The 23,684-nt window shown below is 70.8% G+C and carries 12 protein-coding genes and 1 pseudogene; 4 read left to right on the top strand and 9 right to left on the bottom strand.

Annotated elements, in window-relative coordinates; genetic code table 11:
- Positions 1-116 precede the first annotated feature (116 nt).
- Together ACIP5W_RS18810 and ACIP5W_RS18815 are read left to right on the top strand one after the other, a co-directional pair.
- Positions 117-662 carry a DinB family protein gene (locus ACIP5W_RS18810; protein ID WP_401474247.1) on the top strand — a complete coding sequence of 182 codons (546 nt, stop codon included), beginning with the start codon at positions 117-119 and terminating at the stop codon, positions 660-662.
- Between the two features lie 351 nt (positions 663-1,013).
- The gene (locus ACIP5W_RS18815; RefSeq protein WP_401474471.1) at positions 1,014-1,694 is read left to right on the top strand and encodes a GtrA family protein; all 681 of its coding nucleotides are present in this window, start codon (positions 1,014-1,016) and stop codon (positions 1,692-1,694) included.
- A 185-nt stretch (positions 1,695-1,879) separates the two neighbouring features.
- On the opposite strand, the gene ACIP5W_RS18820 is transcribed toward ACIP5W_RS18815, so the two are convergent.
- A complete protein-coding gene (locus ACIP5W_RS18820; protein WP_401474250.1) occupies positions 1,880-4,087 on the bottom strand; it encodes a hypothetical protein in 2,208 nt (735 codons plus the stop codon).
- 418 nt (positions 4,088-4,505) lie between these two features.
- On the opposite strand from ACIP5W_RS18820, the gene ACIP5W_RS18825 reads away from it, so the two are divergent.
- A complete protein-coding gene (locus ACIP5W_RS18825) occupies positions 4,506-5,690 on the top strand; it encodes a type III polyketide synthase (protein WP_401474253.1) in 1,185 nt (394 codons plus the stop codon).
- A 232-nt stretch (positions 5,691-5,922) separates the two neighbouring features.
- On the opposite strand, the gene ACIP5W_RS18830 is transcribed toward ACIP5W_RS18825, so the two are convergent.
- Positions 5,923-8,067, bottom strand: coding sequence for a SpoIIE family protein phosphatase (locus ACIP5W_RS18830; RefSeq protein ID WP_401474256.1), 2,145 nt, complete (start codon positions 8,065-8,067; stop codon positions 5,923-5,925).
- A gap of 305 nt (positions 8,068-8,372) precedes the next feature.
- Entirely contained in the window at positions 8,373-8,516 is a 144-nt protein-coding gene (locus ACIP5W_RS18835; protein WP_401474478.1) for a hypothetical protein, read from the bottom strand.
- Between ACIP5W_RS18835 and ACIP5W_RS18840 the strand changes: the two are divergent.
- A pseudogene (locus ACIP5W_RS18840) lies at positions 8,466-8,683 on the top strand (XRE family transcriptional regulator); the annotation flags it as partial. The gene ACIP5W_RS18835 and the pseudogene ACIP5W_RS18840 overlap by 51 nt on opposite strands.
- Positions 8,684-8,817: 134 nt before the next feature.
- Here the strand turns inward: ACIP5W_RS18840 and ACIP5W_RS18845 are convergent.
- The 6 genes from ACIP5W_RS18845 to ACIP5W_RS18870 all read right to left on the bottom strand — a co-directional run bounded on the left by ACIP5W_RS18845 (position 8,818) and on the right by ACIP5W_RS18870 (position 22,645).
- On the bottom strand, positions 8,818-10,353 hold the full coding sequence (locus ACIP5W_RS18845) for a DUF1254 domain-containing protein (RefSeq protein ID WP_401474259.1): 1,536 nt from the start codon (positions 10,351-10,353) through the stop codon (positions 8,818-8,820).
- Between the two features lie 813 nt (positions 10,354-11,166).
- Positions 11,167-11,682 carry a hypothetical protein gene (locus ACIP5W_RS18850; RefSeq protein ID WP_401474262.1) on the bottom strand — a complete coding sequence of 172 codons (516 nt, stop codon included), beginning with the start codon at positions 11,680-11,682 and terminating at the stop codon, positions 11,167-11,169.
- A gap of 1 nt (position 11,683) precedes the next feature.
- Positions 11,684-12,325, bottom strand: coding sequence for a hypothetical protein (locus tag ACIP5W_RS18855; RefSeq protein WP_401474265.1), 642 nt, complete (start codon positions 12,323-12,325; stop codon positions 11,684-11,686).
- 16 nt (positions 12,326-12,341) lie between these two features.
- Positions 12,342-18,872, bottom strand: a complete 6,531-nt coding sequence (locus ACIP5W_RS18860; RefSeq protein ID WP_401474268.1) for an RHS repeat-associated core domain-containing protein — start codon at positions 18,870-18,872, stop codon at positions 12,342-12,344.
- A 104-nt stretch (positions 18,873-18,976) separates the two neighbouring features.
- Positions 18,977-21,370, bottom strand: a complete 2,394-nt coding sequence (locus ACIP5W_RS18865) for a LamG-like jellyroll fold domain-containing protein (protein ID WP_401474271.1) — start codon at positions 21,368-21,370, stop codon at positions 18,977-18,979.
- A gap of 27 nt (positions 21,371-21,397) precedes the next feature.
- Entirely contained in the window at positions 21,398-22,645 is a 1,248-nt protein-coding gene (locus ACIP5W_RS18870; RefSeq protein WP_401474274.1) for a hypothetical protein, read from the bottom strand.
- Between the last annotated feature and the right edge of the window lie 1,039 nt (positions 22,646-23,684).

Below are 23,684 nucleotides of genomic sequence, written 5' to 3' on the forward strand. Positions count from 1 at the left end.
GCGGACCCCCTCTCTTTGGATCCGCGGCCCCGCCTCTTTAGGACAGGACCTGACCTGTATCCCTCCTAACGTGGTCCACGAACGCGGAACACACCTCTCGGAGACGGAGACACGCCATGTCCCTGAACAGCACCGCCCCCCTCGCCCCGACCCTCACCGGGGAGCGCGCCGACCTGCTGGAGACCCTGGCCAAGCACCGCGGTTTCCTCCGCTTCACCACCAACGGCCTGACCGACGAGCAGGCGGGGCTGCGGACCACCGCCGGCGAGCTGTGTCTCGGCGGCCTGATCAAGCACGTCACCTCGGTCGAGCGGAACTGGGCCGCCTTCATCGTGGACGGCCCGTCGGCGATGGGCGACTTCGACGACATGACCGAGGAGGACTTCGCCCGACGCGCCGACGAGTTCCGGATGCTGCCCGGCGAGACGCTGGCGGGGGTGCTGGAGGAGTACGCCGAGGTGGCCCGCCGCACCGACGAACTGGTCGCGTCACTGCCCGACCTCGACGCGGCGCACCCGCTGCCGTCGGCGCCGTGGTTCGAGCCGGGCAAGCACTGGTCGGCCCGCCGGGTGCTGCTGCACGTGATCGCCGAGACCTCCCAGCACGCGGGGCACGCCGACATCATCCGCGAGTCCCTGGACGGCGCGAAGACCATGGGATGAGCCGGTTGAGCCGGTTGAGTCGCTCGTCCGTCAGGAGACCCGGAAGCCGTCGGGGGGACGCTCGTAAGGCGGGCGGGGCCGGCGCGGGCGCCTTGCGTGAACGTCCGTACGGGCGATGCGGGCCCGCCCGGAGACGGGTTTCCCGGCTGCCCGCCCCACCGTCGTGGTGGGGCAGGCCCCACCTCCGGTCCGGTGGGTTGCTCCCTCGTGCCGATGAGGGGAACACGGCATCGTTCGACGCGGCGGTTCTGCAGTGGGGTTGGAGTCCAAGTGGCCCAAGTGTCCAGGCCCGCGTGCCAGTAGGTCCGATCACCCCGGAAGGAACCCGCGATGACGTCGCCCGTCCTGTCGATGCCTCAGCCGAAGCCGCGGCGGCAGTCGGCGCAGGAGCCGCTGCGCACGGGTGGCGCGACCGGTGCGGGGTCCGCGGTGGTGGCTGCTGCGTCGACGACGCCCGGCCCGTTGAGCTCCTTCGTGCGGTTCGTGGTCTGCGGCGGCGGGGTCGGGCTCCTCTCCGGCGCCGCCGTCCCGCTGGTGGCCACGCTGATTCCCTGGGCCCTGGCGAACGCGGTGATCACCGTGGTCTCGACCCTGGTGTGCACCGAGTTGCACGCCTTCTTCACCTTCGGCACCGGACGACGCGCCGGGTGGCGCCGTCACCTGCAGTCCGCCGGTTCGGCGACCGCCGCGTACGGGGTCACCACCGCCGCAGTGTTCGTCCTGTACGCGGTGCGGTCGTCACCCGATCTCGTCGCTCAGCAGTCCGTGTACCTGGGCGCCTCCGCCCTGGCGGGCACGGGGCGCTTTGTGGTGCTGCGCCTGTTCGTGTTCGCGGACCGCGCGCGGAGCGGAACGGCCGAGGCCGCGCAGGGCGGAGCGGCCACGCCGGCCGCGGCCGCTCGGGCCACAGCCGCTCCTGTCTCGGTCAGGCCGACCGCGGCCGCCGCGTCCGCCGCCGGACCGGTCGTCGTCGAGCCACCCGCGTTCCGGACGGCCGTCGTCACGCGGCCGGCCCTGGCCGCCGCCTGCTGAACGGCACCCCGGGGCCGCTGTGCCGACGGGCCGAGGCCGGGATGCTGTCGGCGCCGGTCTCCTCGAGTACGCTCCGGACCTGTTGCGCGGCGTGGAACTCGGCCGGCATGTCCTCGTGCCGGGCGGCCCGTCCGGGCATCGGGAGGCTCCGCTGGACGGGCAGGCTCCCCCGTGGTGACCGTGCGTCAGCCCCGGCCGGATGACTGTGCCGCCTGCCCCGGCGGCCCGGACGGCGCCGTGTCCGCCCCGTCCGCCGTGAGCGCCGTGAGGGTTTCGCGGGCGCGGGCGGCCAGTTGCTCGTCGGCGCGGATGATCCGGTTCTCGATCCCTGCGGTCACCACCCGCCGGTCGCCCCGGCCCAGACGTTCGACGCGGTGCAGGTGTTCGCCGGTCAGGGCGGCCCGGCCCAGCGCCGACAGCGCATCGAACGCGGTGGCCGCGTCGATGTCGGACTCCGCCGCGTCCAGTACCTGCCCGGCCAGCGCGGTGCGCTCCAACGGGCCGCGCAGTTCCTCCTCGGGGAGCGCGGCCAGCAACGCGAGGACCGCGGCCGGTGCGTGCAGTGGTGTGGCGAGGAGATCCTCCAGCGCCGGGCGCAACGGCCGGGCCGCGGGCCCCAGCCGGACCGCGAGGCGCGCCGTCCGCAGGGCCGTCCACCGGGTCCAGGGGCCGCCGTCGGCTCTGATGACGGCGTCGAACACCGGGACCACCGTGGCGGCGTCGCCCGTGATGTCCCAGAGCGCGGCGGCGAGTTCCGCGAGGGCGTCGAGCCGGGGGACCGACCGGCCCTCGGACCGTTCCCGCAGGGCGTCGCGCATCGCGGGCACGAGCTCCCCCGCGGCCTCCCCGAGACCGGTGACGAGCCGGGCCGCCTCCCGCAAGCACCTTCCCTCGCCGGTCAGTTCGGCGCGTATCGCGGTGAGCAGTGGTCCGCTCTCGCCCGTCAGCCCGTGCAGAGCACGCGCCGCGGACAGCCGTCCCCCGTCGGGACCGTGCAGGGCGGCCGCGCTCAGGGCCTCCACCGTGCGGGTGCGGGGCTCGCCGTCGTGCGGGCAGACCGCGGCCAGCGCGGTGGGACCGGCGAGCGGGATCCTCGGCAGCGCGTCGAGCAGTTCGGGGACGGCGGGGGCAGCCCGTTGTCCCCAGGAGGCGAGCAGCAGGGCGAGATGGATGGGCTCGTTCCCCTTGGCCCCGGGGTCGGCGAGGCGCCGTCGGACCGCGTCGAGCAGTGCGGCGTCGTAAGGGAAGGGAGCGCTGACGGCCGTACCGAGTGCGCGGGCCCCGGCGGCCTCGGCCAGCGCCAGGGGGCGTTCCGGCAGCCGCTCGGCGAGCAGCGGGGCCGCCGGGCCGGGGGCGGCCGTCACCAGCGCGGCGAGTGCCCGGTCGGCAAGGTCTCCGTCACCCGCGGCGAGCCGGGCGAGTGCGGTACCGGCGGCGCCCGCCTGCTCCGCGACCTTGCCGAGCAGGGTCACCACATCGTGCGGCGGCTGCGGTTCGTCGAGCAGGGGGAGCAGCGCGGGCAGCAACCGCGCGGGCGCGGAACGGGACACCATGCACGCGTGGTCCGCCGCCCACACGGCTTCGGCGCGTACGTCCGGCGTCGGAACGCGCAGGGCGTCCGCCAGCAGTACGAAGGCGGCCTCCCGGTCCTCGGCCGTGCCCCGCCGGAGCAGCCCGCCGACCACGGCCTGGAGGGGCTCGCACTGCTCGAACGCGGAAACCAGGCCCTCGGCCGGCAGCGCGGCGAGTACGGCGTCGTGCTGCCGGGTGTCCCACGGCAGGTCCGCCGCCAGGCAGGCGAGGACGGCGGTGACGCGCAGCCGGGGCGGACCGTCCGGCGCGAGGGCGGCCAGGGCCGTCGGGGCGCCGCGTGCCGGGTCGAGCCGGACCAGGGCGGTCACCAGTTCCGCCCTGACCACCTCGTCGGACTCCTCCTCCCACCGTCGCCGCAGCACGGGCCACGCCTCGGCGGGGGCGGCGGTGTGCCCGGCCGCCCATACGGCGGCCTGCCGCACCCGCGCCTCCCCGGCGCCCGTCAGGTCCAGGACGGACGGGAGTTGACCGGCGACCGCCGCGCGGCAGGCGCCCGCTGCCACCCCGTGCTCGTCGGTGCTCTCGGCGATGCCGCCGAGCAGGACGAGGAGGTCGGCGCTGCGGTGGCCGGCCGCCGCGAGACGGGCGAGGAACGGCACCGCTTCGGCGGTCGCCGGGTAGACGGTGCCCTGGTGCAGGATGCTGCCGTACAGCTCGTCCAGGGCGTCGTCCGCGGTGTCCGGGTCGTCGCCCGCGAGAGAGCGCAGGAGGGCGGGCAGGTCCTCCGCGCTTCCGTAGGCGTGGTCCAGTTCCGGCCAGGGACGGTCGTCGAGTCCGGCGAGGGCGAGCGTGCGATCCATGGGCGGATCTTCGCAGAGCGGCACACCGGCGCCGCCACCGCCCGGAGCGCCGCGGAGTCAGAGCCTGGTCGGCGGTACGGCCCGTCACGGGAGGACATGCCGATGCCGGACGGTCCGTCCCTCTCGGCGTGACCTGCTCGGCTTGGCGACCGGTCACCGCCGACTGACGACAGGTCAGGCAATCCCCGGGGAACCGCCTCGGGGCAGGTCCCAGCGGTGTGTTCGGTGTCACGCACTCCGGGCACCGTCTAAGTCGTCTACATCACAGCGGAAATGTCCTTTTATCACCCATGCTCGAGACAGATGCCGGCTCCCGAACTGGAGCTCCCCGGCGACGCCTTGGGCACCGAATCCTGAAGTGACCCATGACACAGCACTCGTGACACTCCCGCTCGTTCCCTTGGAAAGGTGACCCGCAATGGCCGCTTACCTCTGCCCTCCTGCCGTGATACATGGCGAACACGCCGTGCGGACCAGCCAGATCGTGGCGGAGGTGCGCGACCGGCATCCACATGCGGCGTGGGCGCCGCGCATCGACGGCATCGCGGCGAGCACGGGCATCGAGACCCGCGGGTGGATGCTGCCGCTGGAGACCGCCGTCGCGCCCGGCAACGGCGGCGGCCTGCCGGCCGTCGGCGCCGGACCGGCCCAAGAGGCCTTGGCACGCGCCGGTTTCGCCCAGCAGGACGTGGAGCGGGTGATCGCCACCCTGGAGGCGATACCCGGGCCGCAGACCGTCCAGGAACGCACCGCGCCGGCCTGGGAGGCCGTGCAGTCCTACGGCGAGCGGGCGGCGCGCGGGGCCCTGCAGATCGCCGGACTGGAGGCCGCGGACGTCGACTGCCTGATCACCAGTCACTCCACCACCCCGGCACTGCCGGGCCTGGACGTCGCCCTGGCCAACAAGCTCCCGCTCCGCAGCGACACGATGCTGCTCCCGGCCACGCAGTGGGCCTGTGTCGCGGGGACCCGCTCGCTGGCGCTGGCGGCGGATCTCGTGGCCGCGGACCCCGACCGGGTGGTCCTGGTCGTCATCGCGGAGGCGCTCAGCACGACCTACCAGCCCGCGGACGACACCCTCGAGTCCCTGATCGTCCGGTTGTTGTTCGCGGACACCGCCGTCGCCGCGGTGGTCACGGGCCGGCCGCGGCGCGAGTCGGTGCTGCGGCTGGACTCCGCCTGGCACCACACCCTGCCCGGCACACAGGACCTGCACCGCCTGGAGACGCGGGCGGACGGCACCCACTTCGTGATGGACCGTCGCGGGCCGCGGGCCGTGCAGGAGACGGTGACCGCGATGTGGGAGTGGCTGCGCGTCCGTTACCAGGACGACCCCACCTCCTGGCACCCCGACGTGCTGCTGGCGCACCCCGGCGGAACCCGCGTGCTGGAGTACATGGAACAGACGATGCCCGACTCCTGGCCGTCGGGACTGCTGGACCACAGCAGGGAGAGCTACACCAGCGGCAATCGTGGCGGCGCCGCCGTGTTCGACATCCTGCGGCGGGCGCACGACGCCGGGCAGAAGCCGGGCAGTCGCGCCGTGCTGTACGCGGCGGCGCCGGGCCTCACCGCCACCGCCCTGGAAGGGGAGTGGCTGTAGGGCGGGCCCGCGCCACCGCAGCGGCGACGGGCCGTCCGCGGCACCGGCCGCGCCACGCCGCCGTCACCGCCGAGTAGCGCCGTGCGGACCGTGGTGCCGGCCGACGCGCACGCCACCCGCACCGACACCGCGCTCCGGTACGCCGGGCCGGAGCCGGCCCGGCGGCCGCGTGCTGGGCCGAACGGGTGCGGCGGCTCGCGGAGCACGGCAGCATCGCGGTACGCCGGCCGTGTCACCTCACGACGGTCGCCCACACCACCTTGCCGGTCTCCGTCCACCGCACCCCCCACCGGGTGGTGAGCCTGTGCACGATGTGCAGGCCACGACCGCCTTCGTCGAGGAGGCCGCCCAGGCTCAGACGCGGCCTGCCGTTGCCGGTGTCGCCCACCTCGCACAGCAGGCCGTGGCCGGCCCTGATCAGCCGTACCGTGATCGGACCGGTGGCGTGGCGCACCGCGTTCGTGACCAGCTCGCTGACCAGCAGCGACACGTTGTCGCGGGTGTCGTCCCTGGTGCGCCATTGCCGCAGCAGCGCGGAGACCTGCGCGCGGGCGCGGGCGGGCGCGTCGTCGCGGGCGGGCAGCCGCCAGGTCGCGGTGTCCCCCTTGCGGTAGCCGATCGTGCGGGCGAGCAGCAGGGTCACGTCGTCGCGCTGGCGCGCGGGCGCCAGCACGGAGACGACCCGCCGCGCAGCCTGCTGCAGGGAGTCCCAGGGGTGCACCGCGGACACGGTCTCCGCCAGCCTGCCGATGCCCTCGTCGATCGACATGGCCGGATCCTCCACCAGGCCGTCGGTGTAGAGGGCGAGCAGGGAGCCCGGGGGTGCGTCGAAGGTGTGGAGGTCGAACGGCTCACGCAGCGCGAACTCGGCGCCGAGACCGGGATGGGGGCGGACCGCGAGCAGGTCCGCCTGCCCGTCCGGCGACACCAGGACCGGCGGGAGGTGGCCGGCGCTGGACAGCGTCACCTGGTGGCTGACCGGGTCGTAGAGGACGATGCAGCAGGTCGACCCGAGGGCGCTGTAGCCGGCCGTCAGCCCGGACTCCGCGTCGTCCAGCAGCGTCACGGTCTCGTCCAGGTGCTCCAGCACCTCGTCGGGCGCCAGCCCCGCGGACAGCAGCGCGCGGGCCTCCATGCTCAGCTGGCCCATGGTCGCCGCGGCCCCCAGACCGTGCCCGACGACGTCACCGACCACCAGCGCGGTACGGCCGTCCGCCAGGGGAAAGCTGTTCACCCAGTCGCCGCCGACGCCGGCGCTGTCGGGGGTGGCGGGCTGGTAGATGCTGGCAACCGCGATGGTGTCGCCGCCGGTCCGGGGCAGCAGCCGGCGCTGCAACGCCAGGACCTGGGTGTGCTCGCGCTGGTGCTGGCGGGCCAGATCGACGTGATGGGCGGTCCTGGCCACCAGTTCCTGCAGGTCCAGCAACTCGCTGTCGCGGAAGGGACAGTCCGCCCGCCGCCAGACCTCCGCCACGCCCAGCACGACGGGCGGCGTGCCGTCCAGCACCAGCGGGATGCACGCCACGCCCGCCGACCGGTCGCCGGGCACCAGGGCGCGCACCACGCGCGGGCTGCCGAGTACCCGCTCGACCGTTTCCCGGTCGGGTATGACGATCGTCTGCGGGGCGTCGTCCCGCCGTACCGCCTGCGCCAGCAGGCGGCTCGCATCGCCGGGGAGATCGTCACCCGGCGTCGCATAGCCGTCGGGCCACGCGCGGTCCGGCACGAGAGCCGCCCGCCGGAGCCGGATGCGCCCCGGCGCCTGCCCGGTGACTCCCTCGCCCGTCCACACGGCGAAGTCGAGGTCGACGGCAGCCACATCTCCCCAGGCCAGCAGTGACTGGGCCAGCGACTGCGCGGTCTCGCCGATGTCCAGCGACGTGCCGATCGCGGTCTCGGCGGCGTACAGGTGCAGCCTCCTGGCCATGGCGATCAAGGAGACGGTCAGGCCCTCCTCGGTCGCCGCGGCGGGCAGGATGCTCAGGGAGACCACCAGCTCCGACCCGTCGCCACGCCGCAGGCGCTGGATCCGGGCGACGTGCGCCTCACCGGTCTCCAGAACCTGCCGCAACCGCCGTGTGACCGTCGGTACGTCCCCGGAGGGCAGGAGATCGACGAAAAGACTTCCGACCTCGGCTTCCAGGCCCGCGAACACGGGGGCGTCCAGATTGCAGCGGGTGATCCTCAGATCCCGGTCCAGGTTGACCGCACCGAGAATCTGATCCTGCCGGCCGGCTTCCGGGTCGTCGGGCACGCGTCGGCGGGCGGCGCGGTCGTCCTGCTCCTCGGCGGCTGCCGCTCCGCCGCGCGGGATGTAGCGCCCCAGGGCGCTGCTCACCAGCTCGAAGGGCGACGACGGAGACGGTGTGGAGTCCATGCGGCTCTCTCGGCAATCCCCGGCACAGCACCGGGGCCGTACTCGGATCCGTGCGACGGGACCCCGAGATCCCCGACCGCACACCTCATTGAATAACACCGGAGGTCGCTTCGCCCACACCGGCGGATCGCGCGGTGAACACGGACCGTGAGGGAATGCCGCAGCGCGCAGGCCGCGGCCGCCGTGCCGGTGGGCGCCGTGCCGGTAGGAGGTACGGATCAGGAGGTACGGATCGTGACCAGCTCGCCGCCCCCCTTCCCGACCTCGCCGGGACCGGCACGCGAGGTCTCCGTCCGGCACCTGCGTCAGCCGAGGAAGCTCAGCCGTACCTGACGGTCGGCGTTGTCCTTGGTCCCACGATGGGCGTCCTGGCCGCCGACCACCTGGCCCGTGCCATCGTGGGCGCCCCGAGCTGGATGCCCGCCGGGCGGCTCGACCTCGCCGGGCACGTGTTCCTGGACGCCGTCGCGCGGGAGTCGTACCGGCGGTGGGGTGACGTGGCCTGCCAGACCGTGGGGTTCTTACGCCTTCCGCCGGACGCCGTCCCGGTGACGCGCGGCTGGCCCGGATCGTCACCGGCCCGAGCCGCCGCAGTGAGGAGTTCCGTTCCCTGTGGGCGTCACAGAAGGCAGGGGAGAAGTCGTTCGGTACCAGGAGCCTGCGGCACCCGGTGATCAGTAACGTGAGTCCCTCGTTCCGCGCCGACACGGGGAGGTGGTGCGGAACTTCGGGGCCATGGGCCGCCTTCCGTCAACCGACGCGGTTGACGGGCGGGCACTGCCATCGCGCGTCGATGACCTCGGGGCGTGGGAGATACATGCGCAGCGCGGCGTACCAGATGCCCTGCTGCGGCGTGGGCAGCCAGTTGGACTCCCGCTCCGGCCCCGGCGAGTCCGGCTGCAGATAGAGGGTCAAACCCCCGTCGTCGTCTGTGACCAACCCTCGGGTGCGGTCTCCGACGGAGTACCGGTTGATCGGGTTCGGGACCAGGTTCCGGTCCTCGTCGTAGGCGGTCAGCGACCAGAACGCGTCTACCGGGGGCAGCGTCCCCGCCTCGAAGCGCAGCTCGTAGCGGCCGGTGGTCAGCGTCTCGTCAGCGTCGTCGGTGAAGGCCGTCAGGTAGACCGCTTCCTCGGGATCGTTGACGGCGATGCCCACCAGGGACTGCTCCGCGGCCCGCCTGAGAAAGTCGTCCCCGTAGTGCCCGACCTCCCCGTGAGGGTAGCGCCAGCCGTTGACCAGCTCGGCCCACTGGCCGCTGAGCAGCTGCTGTTCGAGCATGGGCACAGCGGTGGCGGCGGCCCGGATCAGGCCCTCCTTCACCGGCTCCGGCTGTGCCTCGACGTCCAGCCCCGGGCCGATGCCGATCTCCGCGAACTGCCGGAGCAGGACATCGTGGTGCTTCGGCAGAGGGTTCTCGGCGAGCGCCGCGTTGAGTGTCTTCCACGGACCGAGCGGATCCTCGGCGGGGTCGACCGGTACCGGTACGTCGCGGCGTTCCGGGAGCGCGGCGCCCTCCTTGCCGAACAGGTGGAGCGGCGTCAGCCGGTACTGCTGCTGCAGCGCGTGGACGGCCGGGAGGTCCTCCTCGCCCTCGACGAGGGTTCGCCCGACGATCAGGACCCACGGGGTGGGGGCGGTCGCCGTGCGGCGCACGCCCTCCGGGAGGTGCCCGCTCCAGCCCGGGCCGATGAGGGCGAAGTCACCGGCCTGCGATCCGGTCGCCCGCATGCCCACGTAGTCGTAGTTGTCGGAGGTGAAAGCGACCAGTTCGAAGGTGAAGTAGCGGGCGCCCATGTCCGGATGCGAGAGAATGAGGGGCTCCTCGCGCAGGTCCACCCACGCCCAGGAATACAGCGTGTCGATGTTGGGTGACACGCCCTCCCTGTCCGAGACGTCCCAGAGTCTGCTCGCATGCCAGAAGTGGTTGACGGCCATGTGGGGCGTCGTTTTCGTCTCCGGCCTCTGGGTCACCCAACGGTGGCGGAGCTCTGCGTTGTAGATGTAGGGGAAGCCATAGATGAAGGCCTGCTCCCCCAACGTGTACGCGTACTCGCGGCGCCAGTCGTCCACCCGGCCGGTCAGCGCCGGCTTCACCGAGTGCCATGCCACGGGCAGGGCCCGCGTCACCTTCCTGGCGCGGTCGATGGTGTCCCCCGGATGACGTACGGCCGCCGCGGTGGCCTTTCCGGTGGCGGCCGCCGCTTGGCCGAGACCGGCTGCCGCCGCGGCGAGATCGTGGCGCAGACCTCGCCTGGGATGGTTGCTGTCGGCTGAGGATGCCATCACCGCGTTCCTCTCCTGAAGCTGAACGGCACAGCTTGCAGCCACCATGCGAACTCACCACGCGAACTGGGGAAACCGGCGACCGTCGACGACGCGTCCCGCCTCCTCCCGGTGCGCCACGCGGCGGCATTCTGCGCTCTGCTTCGTGGGGTTGCCGGGCCGGTGCTCGAACAAGCACCTACTCTTCGAGTAGATCACCGCGTCCATACCCCGGCAAATGGGGCTCGTGGGTCACGACGGCCCCGATCTGTCACTCAGCGTGTTCACGGGGCGGCAGACGAGTCGGGCTGTACGCCGGGGCCTGTCCCACCCAGGGAGCGATCACGCTCTGACCTGCACGTTCACGGGCACCCGGCGGCTGGTTTCGCCCTCAGGGACTTCGCACACGCAACAGGTTGACCAGTGCCACCCCATGCTGGACCGTCCAAAGGCGTCTGGCCACCGGCCGGCCACCCCAGGGCATCCATGCTGCACCTCGGCACCTACTCACATGCGTTGACGCACCTCCACAGGTCACGGGCAATGCAGACGTCCATGTCGCTCACCTTGCTGGCGCCTCAGCAGGCGCCTCCGGGGACGTGGACCGGCCCTTTGGGCAGGATGTTCCCCGCGCCGACAACGACTCCCGTCGCCACACCCGCGACGGCGACCGCCAGTCCGTACCCACGGGCGTCGATGTCGTAGACACCCGTGAGTGATCCTGGCGAGTAGATACCGGTCGGCCGGGGCGAGGGCTCGGCGGTGGGCGTACGGGGAGCCTTCGCGGGCGTTCCGGTACTCGGTCCTGGCGTGCGCGGCGGTTTCTCGACGGCTTCATTGCTCGGCCGGCCCGATGCCCAGCAGGTCCAGCAGCCGGAAGAACAGTTCCTCCGCGAAAAAGGCGTCCTCCACGGCGAACACCTCCAGGAGGCCGGACGGATCAGGTAGGAGGCCGGCCTCCCTCGCCCAGACGGCAGCGGCGTGTGCGGCCGCCTCCGGGGGCGGGAACTCGGCGTCGAAATCCTCTTCGTCGTCCTCGCAGTAGGCCTCGGCGGCCTCCCGGACCAGACAGGCCCGCCAGTGGCCGCCCCCGGCGGAGAAGCCCTCGACGAAGACGGTGTCGCTGTCCAGTACGAAGCCGGTCAGCGCCGGCGCGCCCGTCTCGTCGGCCAGTTCGGCGAGCAGGGCCGGACCGTCGTCGGCGAGTTCGGGGCCCGGGCAGCGGCCGATCTGCCAGCCGCCGGGGCGGTGTTCGTGCTCGTCGATGCCGTCGTGCCGTTCGACGACGGCATGGATGCCGTCGAGCGGGGTTTGGCTGCGGCACACGACGTAGGAGCCCCAGAAGCCCATGTCAGGTCTCCCCCGCCACGCGCTCCCGCAACCGCTGTCGCGCCCAGACGACGAAGGCCGGGAAGACCCCGTCCGCCTCCGCCTTGTCGACCAGCGCGGCCACGTCCTCGACCGGGTCGTCGTCGACACGGAGCACGATCTCGCTCTGTACGGCGCCCCACATCCTGACCAGGTCGCCGTTCGGGTTGGTCCGGGTCTCCGCCAGGAGGGTCCCGCGGTCGAGCAGCCGCGTCATCCGCGGAAGGTCGTCCTCGACGAGGACGCGAGCCAGTTCCCGCCCGCACAGATCCCGCGTCGTCGGCTCCGTGAACGCCCACCGCGACCGGAACGGCATCTCCTCGTCCGGCTCGTGGGCGACCGATGCCGGCGGCATCACCGGGCAGTTGGCCAGAGCGCCGCTGGCATCGGGTGCCGGCGGCTCGGCGTACTGCCGCTTGAGGAATTGCCAGTACGGCAGGGGTACGACCCAGAAGGTGACGTCGAAGACGTGTCGGCCCGGGTCGACCGCATGGGTGTCGAACTGCAGGAACAGGTGATCGCCGTTCTCGGCCGCGAGCCGGAAGGCTCTGCCCTTCCTGGTGAATCCGGCCGTCTTCATGACCGGAACCACATGCTGTTTGATGAGGGTGTCAAGGGGATTCATGTCCGCCGCTTCCTTCTCACGCCGCCAGTTCGAAGAGACTCGCGGCGACGGTCGCGCTCACCGATACCGTGGCCGCCGCACCGCCTCCCTCGACGACCACCGGCGCTGCCACGATGACGATGGGTACCAGCAACGGCCACTGATTCACTCCGTCCGTCGCCTGGGGCACGATACCCAGTCCGGGCTGGTCGATCGTCCCCGGATAGGGTCCCGGTCCGGGCCCGGGTGTGGGAGTGGGCTGGGGCGCGGCCTGGGCCTGCTGCTGGGCCGCCGCGGGGCTGGAACTCAGCACGCGCTTGAACTTCTTGTTGTTGGGTCTGCCGTAGATGACCGCGCCCGGTTCCGGGCCGATCACCTTGTCGCCGTTCACCACGTTGTACGGGCCGCCGATGGTCCATCCCAGCACCGTGTTCTTCCCGTCGGCGCGCATGCGGTTGGCGTACCACTGGGCCTCGGGTACGGCCTTGGACGCCACGCCCGCGGACTTGACCTCCCAGACGTAGTAGACGTCGTGATTGGCGTCGTAGCCGACGATGTCCGGCACGCCGTAGCTGCACGACGCCCCGACGTTCCTGCCGGGGTGCATGCACTTCTTGCTCGCACCCGGTACCTGCATCGACGTGTAGATCTTGAAGTTCTTCACCCCGAGGGCCTTGACCTGCATCTGGATCACCTTGATGGCCCGGTCGCGGGCCTGGTCGTGCCTGGTCGTCTTGTTGCCGGTGGCCGCTGCCGGCGCCGGGGATGCGGGGCCGTCGTGGCTCGACCCGTCGTACTGGTCGGACTCCGGGTCGTTCTGCGGCTTGTACGTCCCGTAGGTGCCGTTGCTGCCCGAGCAGTAGTGGGGATAGCAGGACTCCAGACCGGTCGGGTCCGAGTGGGTGACCGGGTTGTTGTTGGCGTAGGTGTAGCCGTTGAGCGACTGGGCCTGGTCTGTGGTCAGGATCGGGTCGACGCTGATGAAGCGGCCGGTGACCGGGTCGTACTCACGGGCTCCCAAGTGGGTAAGGCCGGTGCCCGAGTCGGCTGTCTTGCCGAGGAAGCCCTTGTCGTCCGCCCAGCTGCCGGCGCCACCGGGACGGTTCGCGCCGAACGGTGTCATGTAGCGCTTGGTGACGGCCTGCGTGGTCGACTCGACGGCCAGCGCGGAGGTGCCGTGCCGGTCCGCGGCGAGCCAGGTCAGCGTGTTGGCGCCGGACTTGTTGCTGCGCAGGGCGACGGTGGAGTCGCCGGCGGTGTAGTAGCGCTGCGCCCAGTACTTCGTGGTGGAGGTGCTGGTGTCGAGGTGGACCTCGGTGGCGCCCAGGTAGAGGACTGTCTCGCCGGCGGTGTTGCGCCGGATCAGCAGGCTGCCGTCGGCGTCGTAGACGTAGCCGGTGGTACTGCTGCCCTCGACGAGCTTGCCGAGGTCGCCCTCCTCGTTCCAGACGAGGGACTGGGTGGCGCTCCCGTCGGGGCGGGTGGTGGTGTTCCCGGTCGTGTCGTAGGCGTAGGTGGGCGTCACGCCGGTGCAGGAGGCGGCCGTGGTGACCGCCGCCAGGGCGTGTGTGCGGGTGCCGTCGTAGCAGTAGGTCTTCTTGGTGTCGCCGCCGGCGCCATGAACGGTCTCGGTGGAGCGCAGACCGGAGTCCTGGTACGCGTACGTGGTCCAGTAGGGGCTCGCCCCGCCCAGGTTGGCCGTGGTGCGGCCGGTGGCCGAGCAGTCGGCGGTCCTGGGCGTCCAGGCCTCGGTCAGCCGCTGGTGGCCGTCGTAGGCGAAGCACTGGTTGTCCGCCGCCGACGTCCCTCCCAGGGTGGTGGGGTCGAGGACGGAGGTGACGTTGCCCGCGTCGTCGTAGGCGTAGTTGAGCTCCTGGAGCTCGTATCCGTGGGTCTGGTCGGTGACCGCGGACTGTTTGAGGCGGCCGGTGCCCTCCTCGAAGGTGTTGGTGATGTACGCCTTCTTGGTGCCGGTGGCCGCGGAGGTGCCCAGGGTCAGCTGCTCGGTCTCGCCGAGGGCGGAGTAGCTGGTGCCGAGGACGTAGCCGCTGGCCCCGGAGACGGTGGTGGGCAGGCCTACGCCGTTGTACTCGTTGTTGATCTGCTCGGCCGCCAGGCCGCCGGCGGCGGGCTCCTTGGTGTACTGCCTGGTGCCGTCGACGTTGTAGTAGGAGGTGAAGTCGAGCGTGGTGGAGGGGACCGCTCCCGAGGTGACCAGGGCGTCTCCGGCGGGCAGGACGACCTGGGTGCCGGTGGGGCGGTACAGGGCGTCATAGGCGGTGATCTTCTTGGTGTAGGCCGTGCCCGAACTGCCGCCGACGTAGCGGACGGCGGTGTCCAACTGCCCCTTGGCCGCGGTGTCGTAGGTGTAGGCCGTCAGCTGGTTGGCGGCGACCCGTTCTTCCGCGGTGGAGGTCAGGTCGGCGGTGGCCGGTGCGCTCCAGGTGCCGGAGACCCGGCCGAGGGTGTCGTACGCGGAGATCGACGCGCGTCCGGCCGCGTCCTTGACCCATGAGACCTGGTCGGCGTCGGTGTAGCCGGTGGTGGTCTTCCCCTTGTCAGGGTCGGTGGAGGTGACCTTGCGGCCGTAGAGGTCGTAGCCGTAGGACCAGCCGGAGCCGTCGGGGCCGGTGACCGTCGACTCCTTGCCGTCCGGGGTGTAGGTGAAGGACGTAGAGGTGTAGGCGGAACCGGGGCCGGAACCGTAGGCGGAGTCCGCGGGGGAGGCGCCGGCGTACTCACGCCGCTCGACGGTGCGGCCGAGTGCGTCGGTGATCACCCGGGTCGCGGAGCCACCGGACGGAGCGGTGGTCGCGGTGGAGTCGCCGGTGTATCCGGTCGAGGTGGTCCAGCGCTTGACGCCGTAGACGTAGAGCGAGCTGCCGGTGGGCCGTTCGGCGCCGTCGAAGGTGGTCGCGGTCTGCTGCGCGGCCTCGCCGTACTCGGCGCGCGTGTAGGTCCCGTTCGGGGTCTTGTCCTGGTCGAAGATCTGCGCGTAGGCCTCGTAGGCCAGGCCGCGGCTGTCGTAGCGGGTGTCGGTCAGCAGTCGGCCGCCGAGCGGGCTCGGGGACTGGGTCTGCAGGGGCCGCAGCAGCGCGTCGTAGAGGCTGTAGACGGTGTTGTAGGTGTTGCCGTCCGCCTTCAGGGTCGAGGTCGACGTCCAGGAGGGGGCGTCGGGATCGACCGAGTAGGCGTACGTGTAGTTCGCCGCCTGTTCGGAAGAATGCGAGCGGTTGGGCAACCACACCGAGGTGATCCGGCCCAGCGCGTCGTACTCGCTCTCGGTCAGCTTCGTGTTGACGTCGTAGACCTTGGTCTTGGAGCCGCGCGCCGGGTCCAGATAGGTGTAGCTCTTCTGGCTCTTGGCGTTGGTGATCACCGTCCGGGTCAGCGGGCCGGCGTCGGTGGGTGTGTAGGCGGCGCCGGTGGTGTTGCCGGCGGCATCGGTGACGGATATGGGACGGCCGAGTTTGGTCGTCGAGGTGTCGTAAGCAGTTTTGCTGACGGTCTGCCAGGAGGTGGGAGTTCGCTCGCCGTTGGTCGCCGTGGTGGGGTAGGCCGAGGCGCGGCCCTTCCAGGTGGCCAGCCCCAGCGTCGGGGTCTGGGCGGCGCTCCATGCGGTCGCCGAGGTGTTGTCGTAGACGGTCGCGGTGTCGGAGAGCACGTCGCCCGGGCTCGCGGCGGCCGTCGGCAGATTCAGTGCGGTCTCGGAGACGGAGCAGGGCCGGCCCACGACTCTGGTGCGGGAGGGCAGGGCGGTGATGCCCAGGCCGTCGTTGCGGGCGTACCAGTTACGGGTGCAGGTCTCGTCGCCCGACTTGGCGGTGTCGCCCGAGTCGTCGACGGTGGCGGCCATGCCGTAGTCGTCGTAGGTGGTCGTGGAGGTGCGGGTGCGCCACTTCGCGAGGGCGGTCAGATGGGTGTGGGTGTACGCCTTGGCCTCGCGTACGTAGTAGGCCTCGGTGTCCGTGTACGACTTGTGCTGGGTGGCCGTCTTCTTGGACCAGGGGTCGTGGACGGTGACGCCGACCGGTGTCGAACCGTCGTAGGTGATCTTCTCGCGCAGGAAGCCGGCGTACGGCTCGCTGTCGGTCTGGCCGGCCACGTCCAGACCGCCGACGTCGACGCCCTCGACTGCGGCGGAGCGGCGGTTGCTCACGTCGAGCTTGCCGTCCGCGTCGAGCAGCCGGTCGCCGTTCATGCCCTGGAGGTAGACCGAGACGGTCTTGCTCCGGGTGGATCCCGTCCCCTTGGTGGCGGTGACCTGGCCGTAGCCGCGGAAGACCGACCAGGTGCGTTCGTCGGCGGGGGTGAACGGGTTGTCGTCGTAGTGCCAGGCGGGATCGGCGTAGGAGTACTGGTACTCCACGGCATCGTTCAGACCTGTCGGGTCGGAGACCACGACGGCCAGCACGCGGTACTTGTGGAACCAGTCGATCGACGCCTCCTCGGCGCCGTTGATGTTCCAGAACTGCGGATAGCAGAAGGTGGAGTTGTGGTCGGCCGCACTCGGGAGGTTCGAGCCGCGCACGCACTCCGGCTCGGAGAGCGTGACCCGGGTGATCGAACCGGTCTCGGAGGTGACGCTCTCGATGCGCGGGCGGCTCAGCGGCAGGATGTCGTCGGTGGCGTCGACGCGGTTCTCACGCATCTGGTACGTGAAGGTCACCGGTGGCAGGGTGACGGCGGTGCCGTTCCTGCCGGTGTGCCGCAAGCTCTTGAGCACCAGCGTCTGGTCACTGGTGTCGCCGATGTCACCGCCGTCCAGGAACTGCTGCGTGAACGCCCATGAGTCGACGGCGGTGAAGGTGCTGGAGGCCGCCGACCAGGCGTAGGTGTCGACCTGGGCGAGCCGTTTGCGGGTGAAGAAGAACGGGCCGCGCACATCGCAGTCGGTGTCCTTCTTGCAGATTGCGTCGAACGGCACGTCCGGCCAGTTGTCGGACGTGGAGTCCTTCAGCTCGGAGCAGTCGGCGGCGGTGCAGCGCTCCTCGTAGGTGAAGGTGACTTTGTCGGAGGTGACGCCGGTGAACAGGGCGTCGGCGCGCTGCCCGTAGAGGATCTTGTCGAGGTGGCCGCCGCGGACGTACTCGGTGGTGGCGGTGGTGCCGCCGTTCTTGCCGTAGTAGTTGGTCTCCGGCGTGTACCAGTACGTCATGGCGTTGCCGTTCAGGTCCTCGACGTAGTCGAGGTTCCAGCGCCAGGCCTGGGTGGCGGAGCGGTTGGCGAACGCTGAGCCCTGGTCGTAGCCGGGTTCGCCGGAGTCGTCGCCGAAGACGGGCACGGTCCACACCGAGTTGGTGCGTTCCGTGCCGGCGCCGGCGAGCTTGTTCTGACCGAAGACGTACTTCGTGCCCTCGCCGGTGATGACCGTCCAGTACTCGCCGTTGCCGTCACCGTTGTCGGCGCCGGTGGAGCGGGTGACGGTGGAGGCGTCGTCGTTCTTCAATCGCCATACGCCGGTGGTGTCGTCCTTGACCAGTTCGCTGGACTTGCCGTTGAGGACGAGGGAGGCGTTGTCGTACTTCCAGCACAGGTCCGACTTACCGTCCTGGCCGTCCTTGTCGCAGGAGCCGTAGGACCGCTCGACGTAGGAGCCGGAGGAGAGGTCGAAGCCCTCACCGACCTGGGTGGCCTGGTTGTTGGTCGAGGCCGTGCGGCCGTCGATGCCTCCGGAGTCGTAGGACAGTTGGAGGTCGGGCTGAGGTCCCACTGCGGCGGGCGGTGTGTCCAGCGGGTACGACCAGGTGAACGATCCGGACGAGCCGCCCGCCTCCCAGGTGGAGGACGAGGACAACGGGGTTGCCGAGTAGTCTCCGGCGCCCGAAGTGGACGTGCCGGAGACGGCGGTCAGCGCCAGCACGGTGGCGGATGAGGCCGAGGCCATCGCCACATCGGCGGAGACGGTCTGCTCGGCGGTCTCGTTGTCCGCGGACAACGGGGTACGTGTGCGGCACGCCGCCTTCTCGGGTGTCGTCAGAGCGCACTCCGGCAGCCGCACCAACCCGAGCCGACCGGCCCAGCCACCCCCGTACGCCGAGGCGAACCCCGAGTAGTCCAGGGTGAGACGGGCTCGGCCCGGCCGGGTGGCGGTCGCGGTAAGCAGTACGCCCTTGATGCCCGTGGCGGTGGTGGCCTTGCGGTCCAGCACACGGATCGTCACGTCGCCGGCGGCCACGTTGCCCACGCTGCCCCGGGCGACCGTGACCGGCAGCCCGCCCGCCTTCGTCGTCGCACGGCCCGACCGGCTCCCGGGCACGACAACGGTCGCTCGGGCCGGCTTCGGCCAGGTGGAGATCTGCTCGGCCGTGGCCCGACGGGCCTGGGCGGAGTTCCTCTCGCGCGCCGCGGCGACTGCCGCGCGGGCCTTCTTCGCGCCCAGCCCCGTGACCTCGCGGACATCGCTGTCCCGGTGCTCGGGCAGGTCCGGCCGGCCCAGACCGCCGCTCGCCGCCTGCGCCGGTGTCGCGGCGGGCAACGCCCCGGTGGCCAGCGCGACCGCCAGCGTCACCACGATCCCGGCGCGTCTGCCGCGCAGCCAAGAAACCACTCTGGTACCGGTGTTCACGACATACCCCTGTCAAGGCACGGCCGACGGAAGCGGCCAGGGAGAAAGAGCCGAGGGAAAAGAGCCGAGGAAAAGGAGTCGGAGGACGGGAAGGGGCGCGGCCGTCAGCCGCCGATCATGGTGTCGAGCTGGGTGCCGTCGGCCGCCGCGCCCGTCCAGATCCGGATGTCGGAGATCCGGCCGGGCAGGTAGTGGCCCCAGGCGCTGTCCACGAAGCCCTTGCCGGCCGCCAGTTCGCCGGATCCGAGCACGGCCGTATACGGGGTGTCAGTGTCGTTCTGGGTCGAATCCAGGTAGAGGGCGATGGTGCCGGCCTGCGCGTCGTACACCCCGGTCAGCCGCACCCGGCTGCCGACCACGGCCGCGTTGTCGGAGTCGACGGCAGTGAAGCCGTCGGGGCCGAGGCGGCCGAACCGCCAGAAGCCGACGGGAACTTCGTAGGGGTTGTCGTCGTCGAAGCGGGTCTCGGTGCCGGTCGTCTCGTACCACAGGCCCCAGGCGGAGCCGTCGGCGGTGCGCTGGCCGAGGACCTGGCCGATGAAGCCGGTGCCCTTGGCGTTCAGGGCGGCCTGGTCGAGCTCGACCTCGGTCGTGACCGTGAAGGAGCCGGTGTCGTCGACAACCGGTCCGACGGTGGTGGTGGCGGCGTCGGTGCCGTCCAGCACGATCGCCTTGCCGTCGAGAGAGGCGCCTCCGGTCAGCGTCAGCGACCTGCCGTAGCCGGTGACGGTGTCGACGAGCGTGGTGCCGCTCGCCCCCTCCGGGTTCCAGGCCGCGACCATCTCGGTGGCCGTCGTCGTGTCGGTGGCATCCAGCAGCCTGGCCTCCGTGGCGACGGCGGCGGGCGTGAGGGCCTCCTGGAAGACGGCGACCTCGTCGATACGGCCCTTCCAGTACTGCGTGTAATCGCCGTAGACGTAGCTTGCTCGGCCGAACTGCAGCGTCCCGTCCGGGGTCTGCTTCTCGCCTCCGGCCGGGACGGCCACCGGGGAGCCCTGCGCGCGTCCGTTGACGTACAACTGGATGTTCTTGTCATCGGCGTCGTAGACGGCGGCGACGTGGGTCCACACCTTCAGTGCGGGGCCCTCGGCCGACGCGTTCTTGGTGACGTAGCGCCGGGTGCCGGTGCTGTCGGTCCAGTCGAAGCGGAAGACCCAGCGCTTGACGCCCGCCGACCAGTAGAGGACGAAACCGGAGTGGTCGGTGCCGGTCTGGGACAGGACGGCCCGGTACTCGGTGTTCTCCGTCAGGTACGCCCAGGCGGAGACCGTGTACGAGGACTGGGTGTTGACGGCCGCCGAAGTAGTCGCCGCATAGCCCGACTGCCGGGTGGTGTCGGAGGTGTCGTTCAGCCACAGCGAGCGGTCACTGGAGCCGCGGCGGCCCCAGCCGGACCAGCCGGCGCCGGTGGTGTACAGGGTGGCCGGGTGGCGGGTGCCCGCGGTCGTCGTGGAGTCGGCGGCGAGGGTCTCGCCGGAGCCGACCGCACTGTCGTTGAAGTGCCAGCGCCCGGTGGCTCCTTGGCCCTCCTGCACGTTGAACTTGACGCTCGCGATGGCTCCCCAGCGTCCGCTGCCCACGTTGTCCAGCGCCCGCACCTGGAGCACTTGGGTGCCGGCCAGGTCCGGTGCGATCGCCTTTTGCACCGTCGTACCGGAGACCGTGGGCGACCAGGAAGCGGACGAGGACAGCTTGTAGCGGTAGCCGACGACGGTGGACGTGTCGCCGGACGCCGGGGCGAAGGTGAACGTGCCCTTCACTCCGGGGCCGCCGGCCGGCGGGCAGTCGTTGGCCGTACACGCGGAGTACGGAGTGCCGAAGGTGATCACCGGGGCCTTGGGCGCGGTCGTGTCGACCTTGAAGTAGCACCAGCCCTTGGTCGTCACCGTGCTGTGCGACTCCAGGTAGCTGTTGCCGCTGTTGTAGTAGGAGCGGGTGAACACGGCCATCCGGTAGGTCCCGCCGTCCGCCAGCGTCACCGGCGAACTGACGTCCACCTTCTTGCCGTCACCCGTGTAGCCGGGGCTGACCGGGCGCACCGGTTCGGTGACCACGCTCCAGGTGTTGTCGCTGTTCTTCTTCTGCACGTAGAAGCGGGTGCGCAGGTTCGCCTCGGACTCGCCGCCGGCGAGGGTCTGGGCGACCGCACTGAACGTAGGTGTGGGGTCCGACAGGACGGCGGGGTCGCCCGCGTCCGTCTCGCACGAGGAGATCTCCCCGGACAGGACGCCGGGGCTGGTGGGCGGGGCTGGGACGCCCACGTAGTCGACGTCGAGCACGGCGTCGTCGTCGAACCGCTTCCAGCCGTTGGGGTCCGACTCGTTGTACGCCTTCAGCATCAGCGTGAGACGGGAGAAGTCGCCGGCCGCGAAGGACTTCACCGTGCTGGTGAGGTTCTCGTAGCTCTGCGCCGGGTCGTCGTTGAACTCGATGGGCGCGTCGGGCTGGCTCGGGTCGCAGGCGGTGCCGCGGCCGGCCGACACGGTGCGGTCGCCCATGATGTCCCAGTTGCTGGTCGGGCCCGGTCACCGAGTCGCCGAGGAGATGTTCGGGGTCCGCACCAACTGCACGGTGGTGTGCGTGCACGACATCGACCAGCGCTCGGTCACCCGGAATGTGGCGTCCAGCACCCGCTTGCCGCGCAGCGCGGTCGGCGCGAACTCGAAGTACATGCGCTGCTTGTAGCCGGAACCGCAGACGTAGGCATAGCCGCCGGTCACATAGGTGCCGCAGTAACCGATGCCCTCGCCGTCGTCGCCGCCGGAGAAGTTGTAGAAGGTGTCGCCGTCGGAGGACAGGAGTGTGCGCTCGGACTCGTTCCAGGAGACGTCGGGGTCGATGTAGAGCGGGTAGACCGTGTCCTGGCCGGTCAGCAGGGCGGTGTCGGGTACGACGGTAATGGAGTCGGCGTCCGCCGTGACCGGCAGCACTGCGAAGGCGTCCCCGTCGCTGGGCCCGGCCGCCGGGTCGGGGGTGTGGTCGCCATCTGCGGGGACCTGTTCGTCCGCCGCGGCCAGGGACATCGTGGACGCCCCGGATGTTACGGCCGTCTCGGCGTCGCCCGCGGAGTCCCACTGGCGTGCGGTCGGCGCACGGAAGACGGCGTTGCCGTTGTCGTCGAGGGCGTTCAGACCGCCACCCGCGCCCTGGCTCAGGGTCAGCCCCTGGACCCGTACGGGGAAGTCGAGCTTCCTCAGCTCCTCGCTCGCCGCGGCCTCGGGCGTCTTGACGACGAGCACCTCGCGGTAGCCGTCGGTGGTCGCGGTCATCCTGAGGTCCACACCCGGCAGCACCTCGGGGTAGACGGCCGACGCTCCGTCGAGGGTCGGTTCGGGCAGGGTGCCCGGCCAGCCGACGGTCAGAGAGCGGTCGCCTTCGGCGACGGTCACGAGGTCGGCGCCGTCGCCGCCGCCGGAGAAGGAGACGTCCACGACGGTCGCTCTGGGGCCGACGGTGCCGTCGGTGCGGCGCTCCAGCGTAGCGTCGGGCTCTGCCCAGGAGCCGTCGGACTGCCGAGCGCGGACCGGCACGGTGGACAGGCTGAGGGAGAAGGTGAAGCCGTCCGGGTTGGCATAGGTGGTGGCGTATTCGGTGCGCTCGCTCTGCACCTCGACGCGTTCGCCGCTCTCGACTGCTTCCTGGGCCGCTTTCTGCGCGTCGGACAGGCCCGTCTGGGAATTCCGACCTTCAACGGCGACCTCGGTGGAGATGGCGGAAGCAGGAATCGCATTGAGCGTCCCCATGGCCACCGCCAGGACGGTAAGGAGACTCACCCATCCTCTGAGCGAAGGTCTTCGGCCATACGTCGAAACACGTCGCACTACAGCCCCCCGTGAGCCCCAAGTCCCCAAGTGGTGCAATCATCACGCACTCTGACCATTGATCGTCAAGGTCGATCCGCGAATTAACCGGACCTTGATCATTTCCTGGAACGACAAGGGAAGCAGAAGGAAATTCATGGGAAACGAAACCTGAACGACGGGCGATGTGACGGCGGCCACAGAGGCCTCACCCTCTGGATGTCGACGCCCGGAGGGGGTTTGTTGGCGATCACAGCTTCAGGGCGCATGCGGCCGATGTCGATGAGTCGACCCTTCACCGCGGCCGCCACATCACCGTCGGCCGCGTCCACGATCAGGCGCCGCGGGCAGGGTGCTGACGGCAGCTCGCCTTCACTCGCGTCGGCGCGCGGCCGGTTTCCGGGCAGTCATCGGCTACGCGTCGCCAGCCAAGGTGTACGGCGGTGGCTGCTGTTCACAGCTACGGCTCCACCGGTTGCACGCTCGTCGACAATCCGAACCCGACAGCCCCGAACTGACCGGCGGTGGAGAACAAAAGCCAGGTCACAGCCCTGTGGACCGAAACGCCCACTGCCAGTCGATCCCAGATCCACGCATTGCAATGCATGGACTACAAGTGCCCGGTTGGCCCGGATTCCAAGGTCGCTCGAAACAAGAAACCCCAGTCCAGAGGCCCGACCTGGGGTTCACCATGGAGCCGCCCTTGGGATTCGAACCCGAGATCTACGCATTACGAGTGCACGAGACCAGACAACGAACACTTCGCCGCAGTCCACTTTCCATCGATCTGACCGTCTCAGAGGCGTCATCCGCCCCTCCGCTCCAGGGACTTTTCAGGGACTTTCAGCTCTGCCCGGGGGAATTCCGAGGGACTATTCGCCACCTAACACGACAAGCTCTCGAAAGACCGGAAAGGGCCTCCGACACAGGTTGGAATCCCTTTCGCAGGCAAAGCCGCAGGCGAGTCGGGCTGCACGACGGATCATGTTTGGATTTCAGCAGAACGGAGGCG

It is taken from the genome of Streptomyces sp. NPDC088766 (assembly GCF_044750845.1).
Taxonomy (GTDB): Bacteria; Actinomycetota; Actinomycetes; order Streptomycetales; family Streptomycetaceae; genus Streptomyces.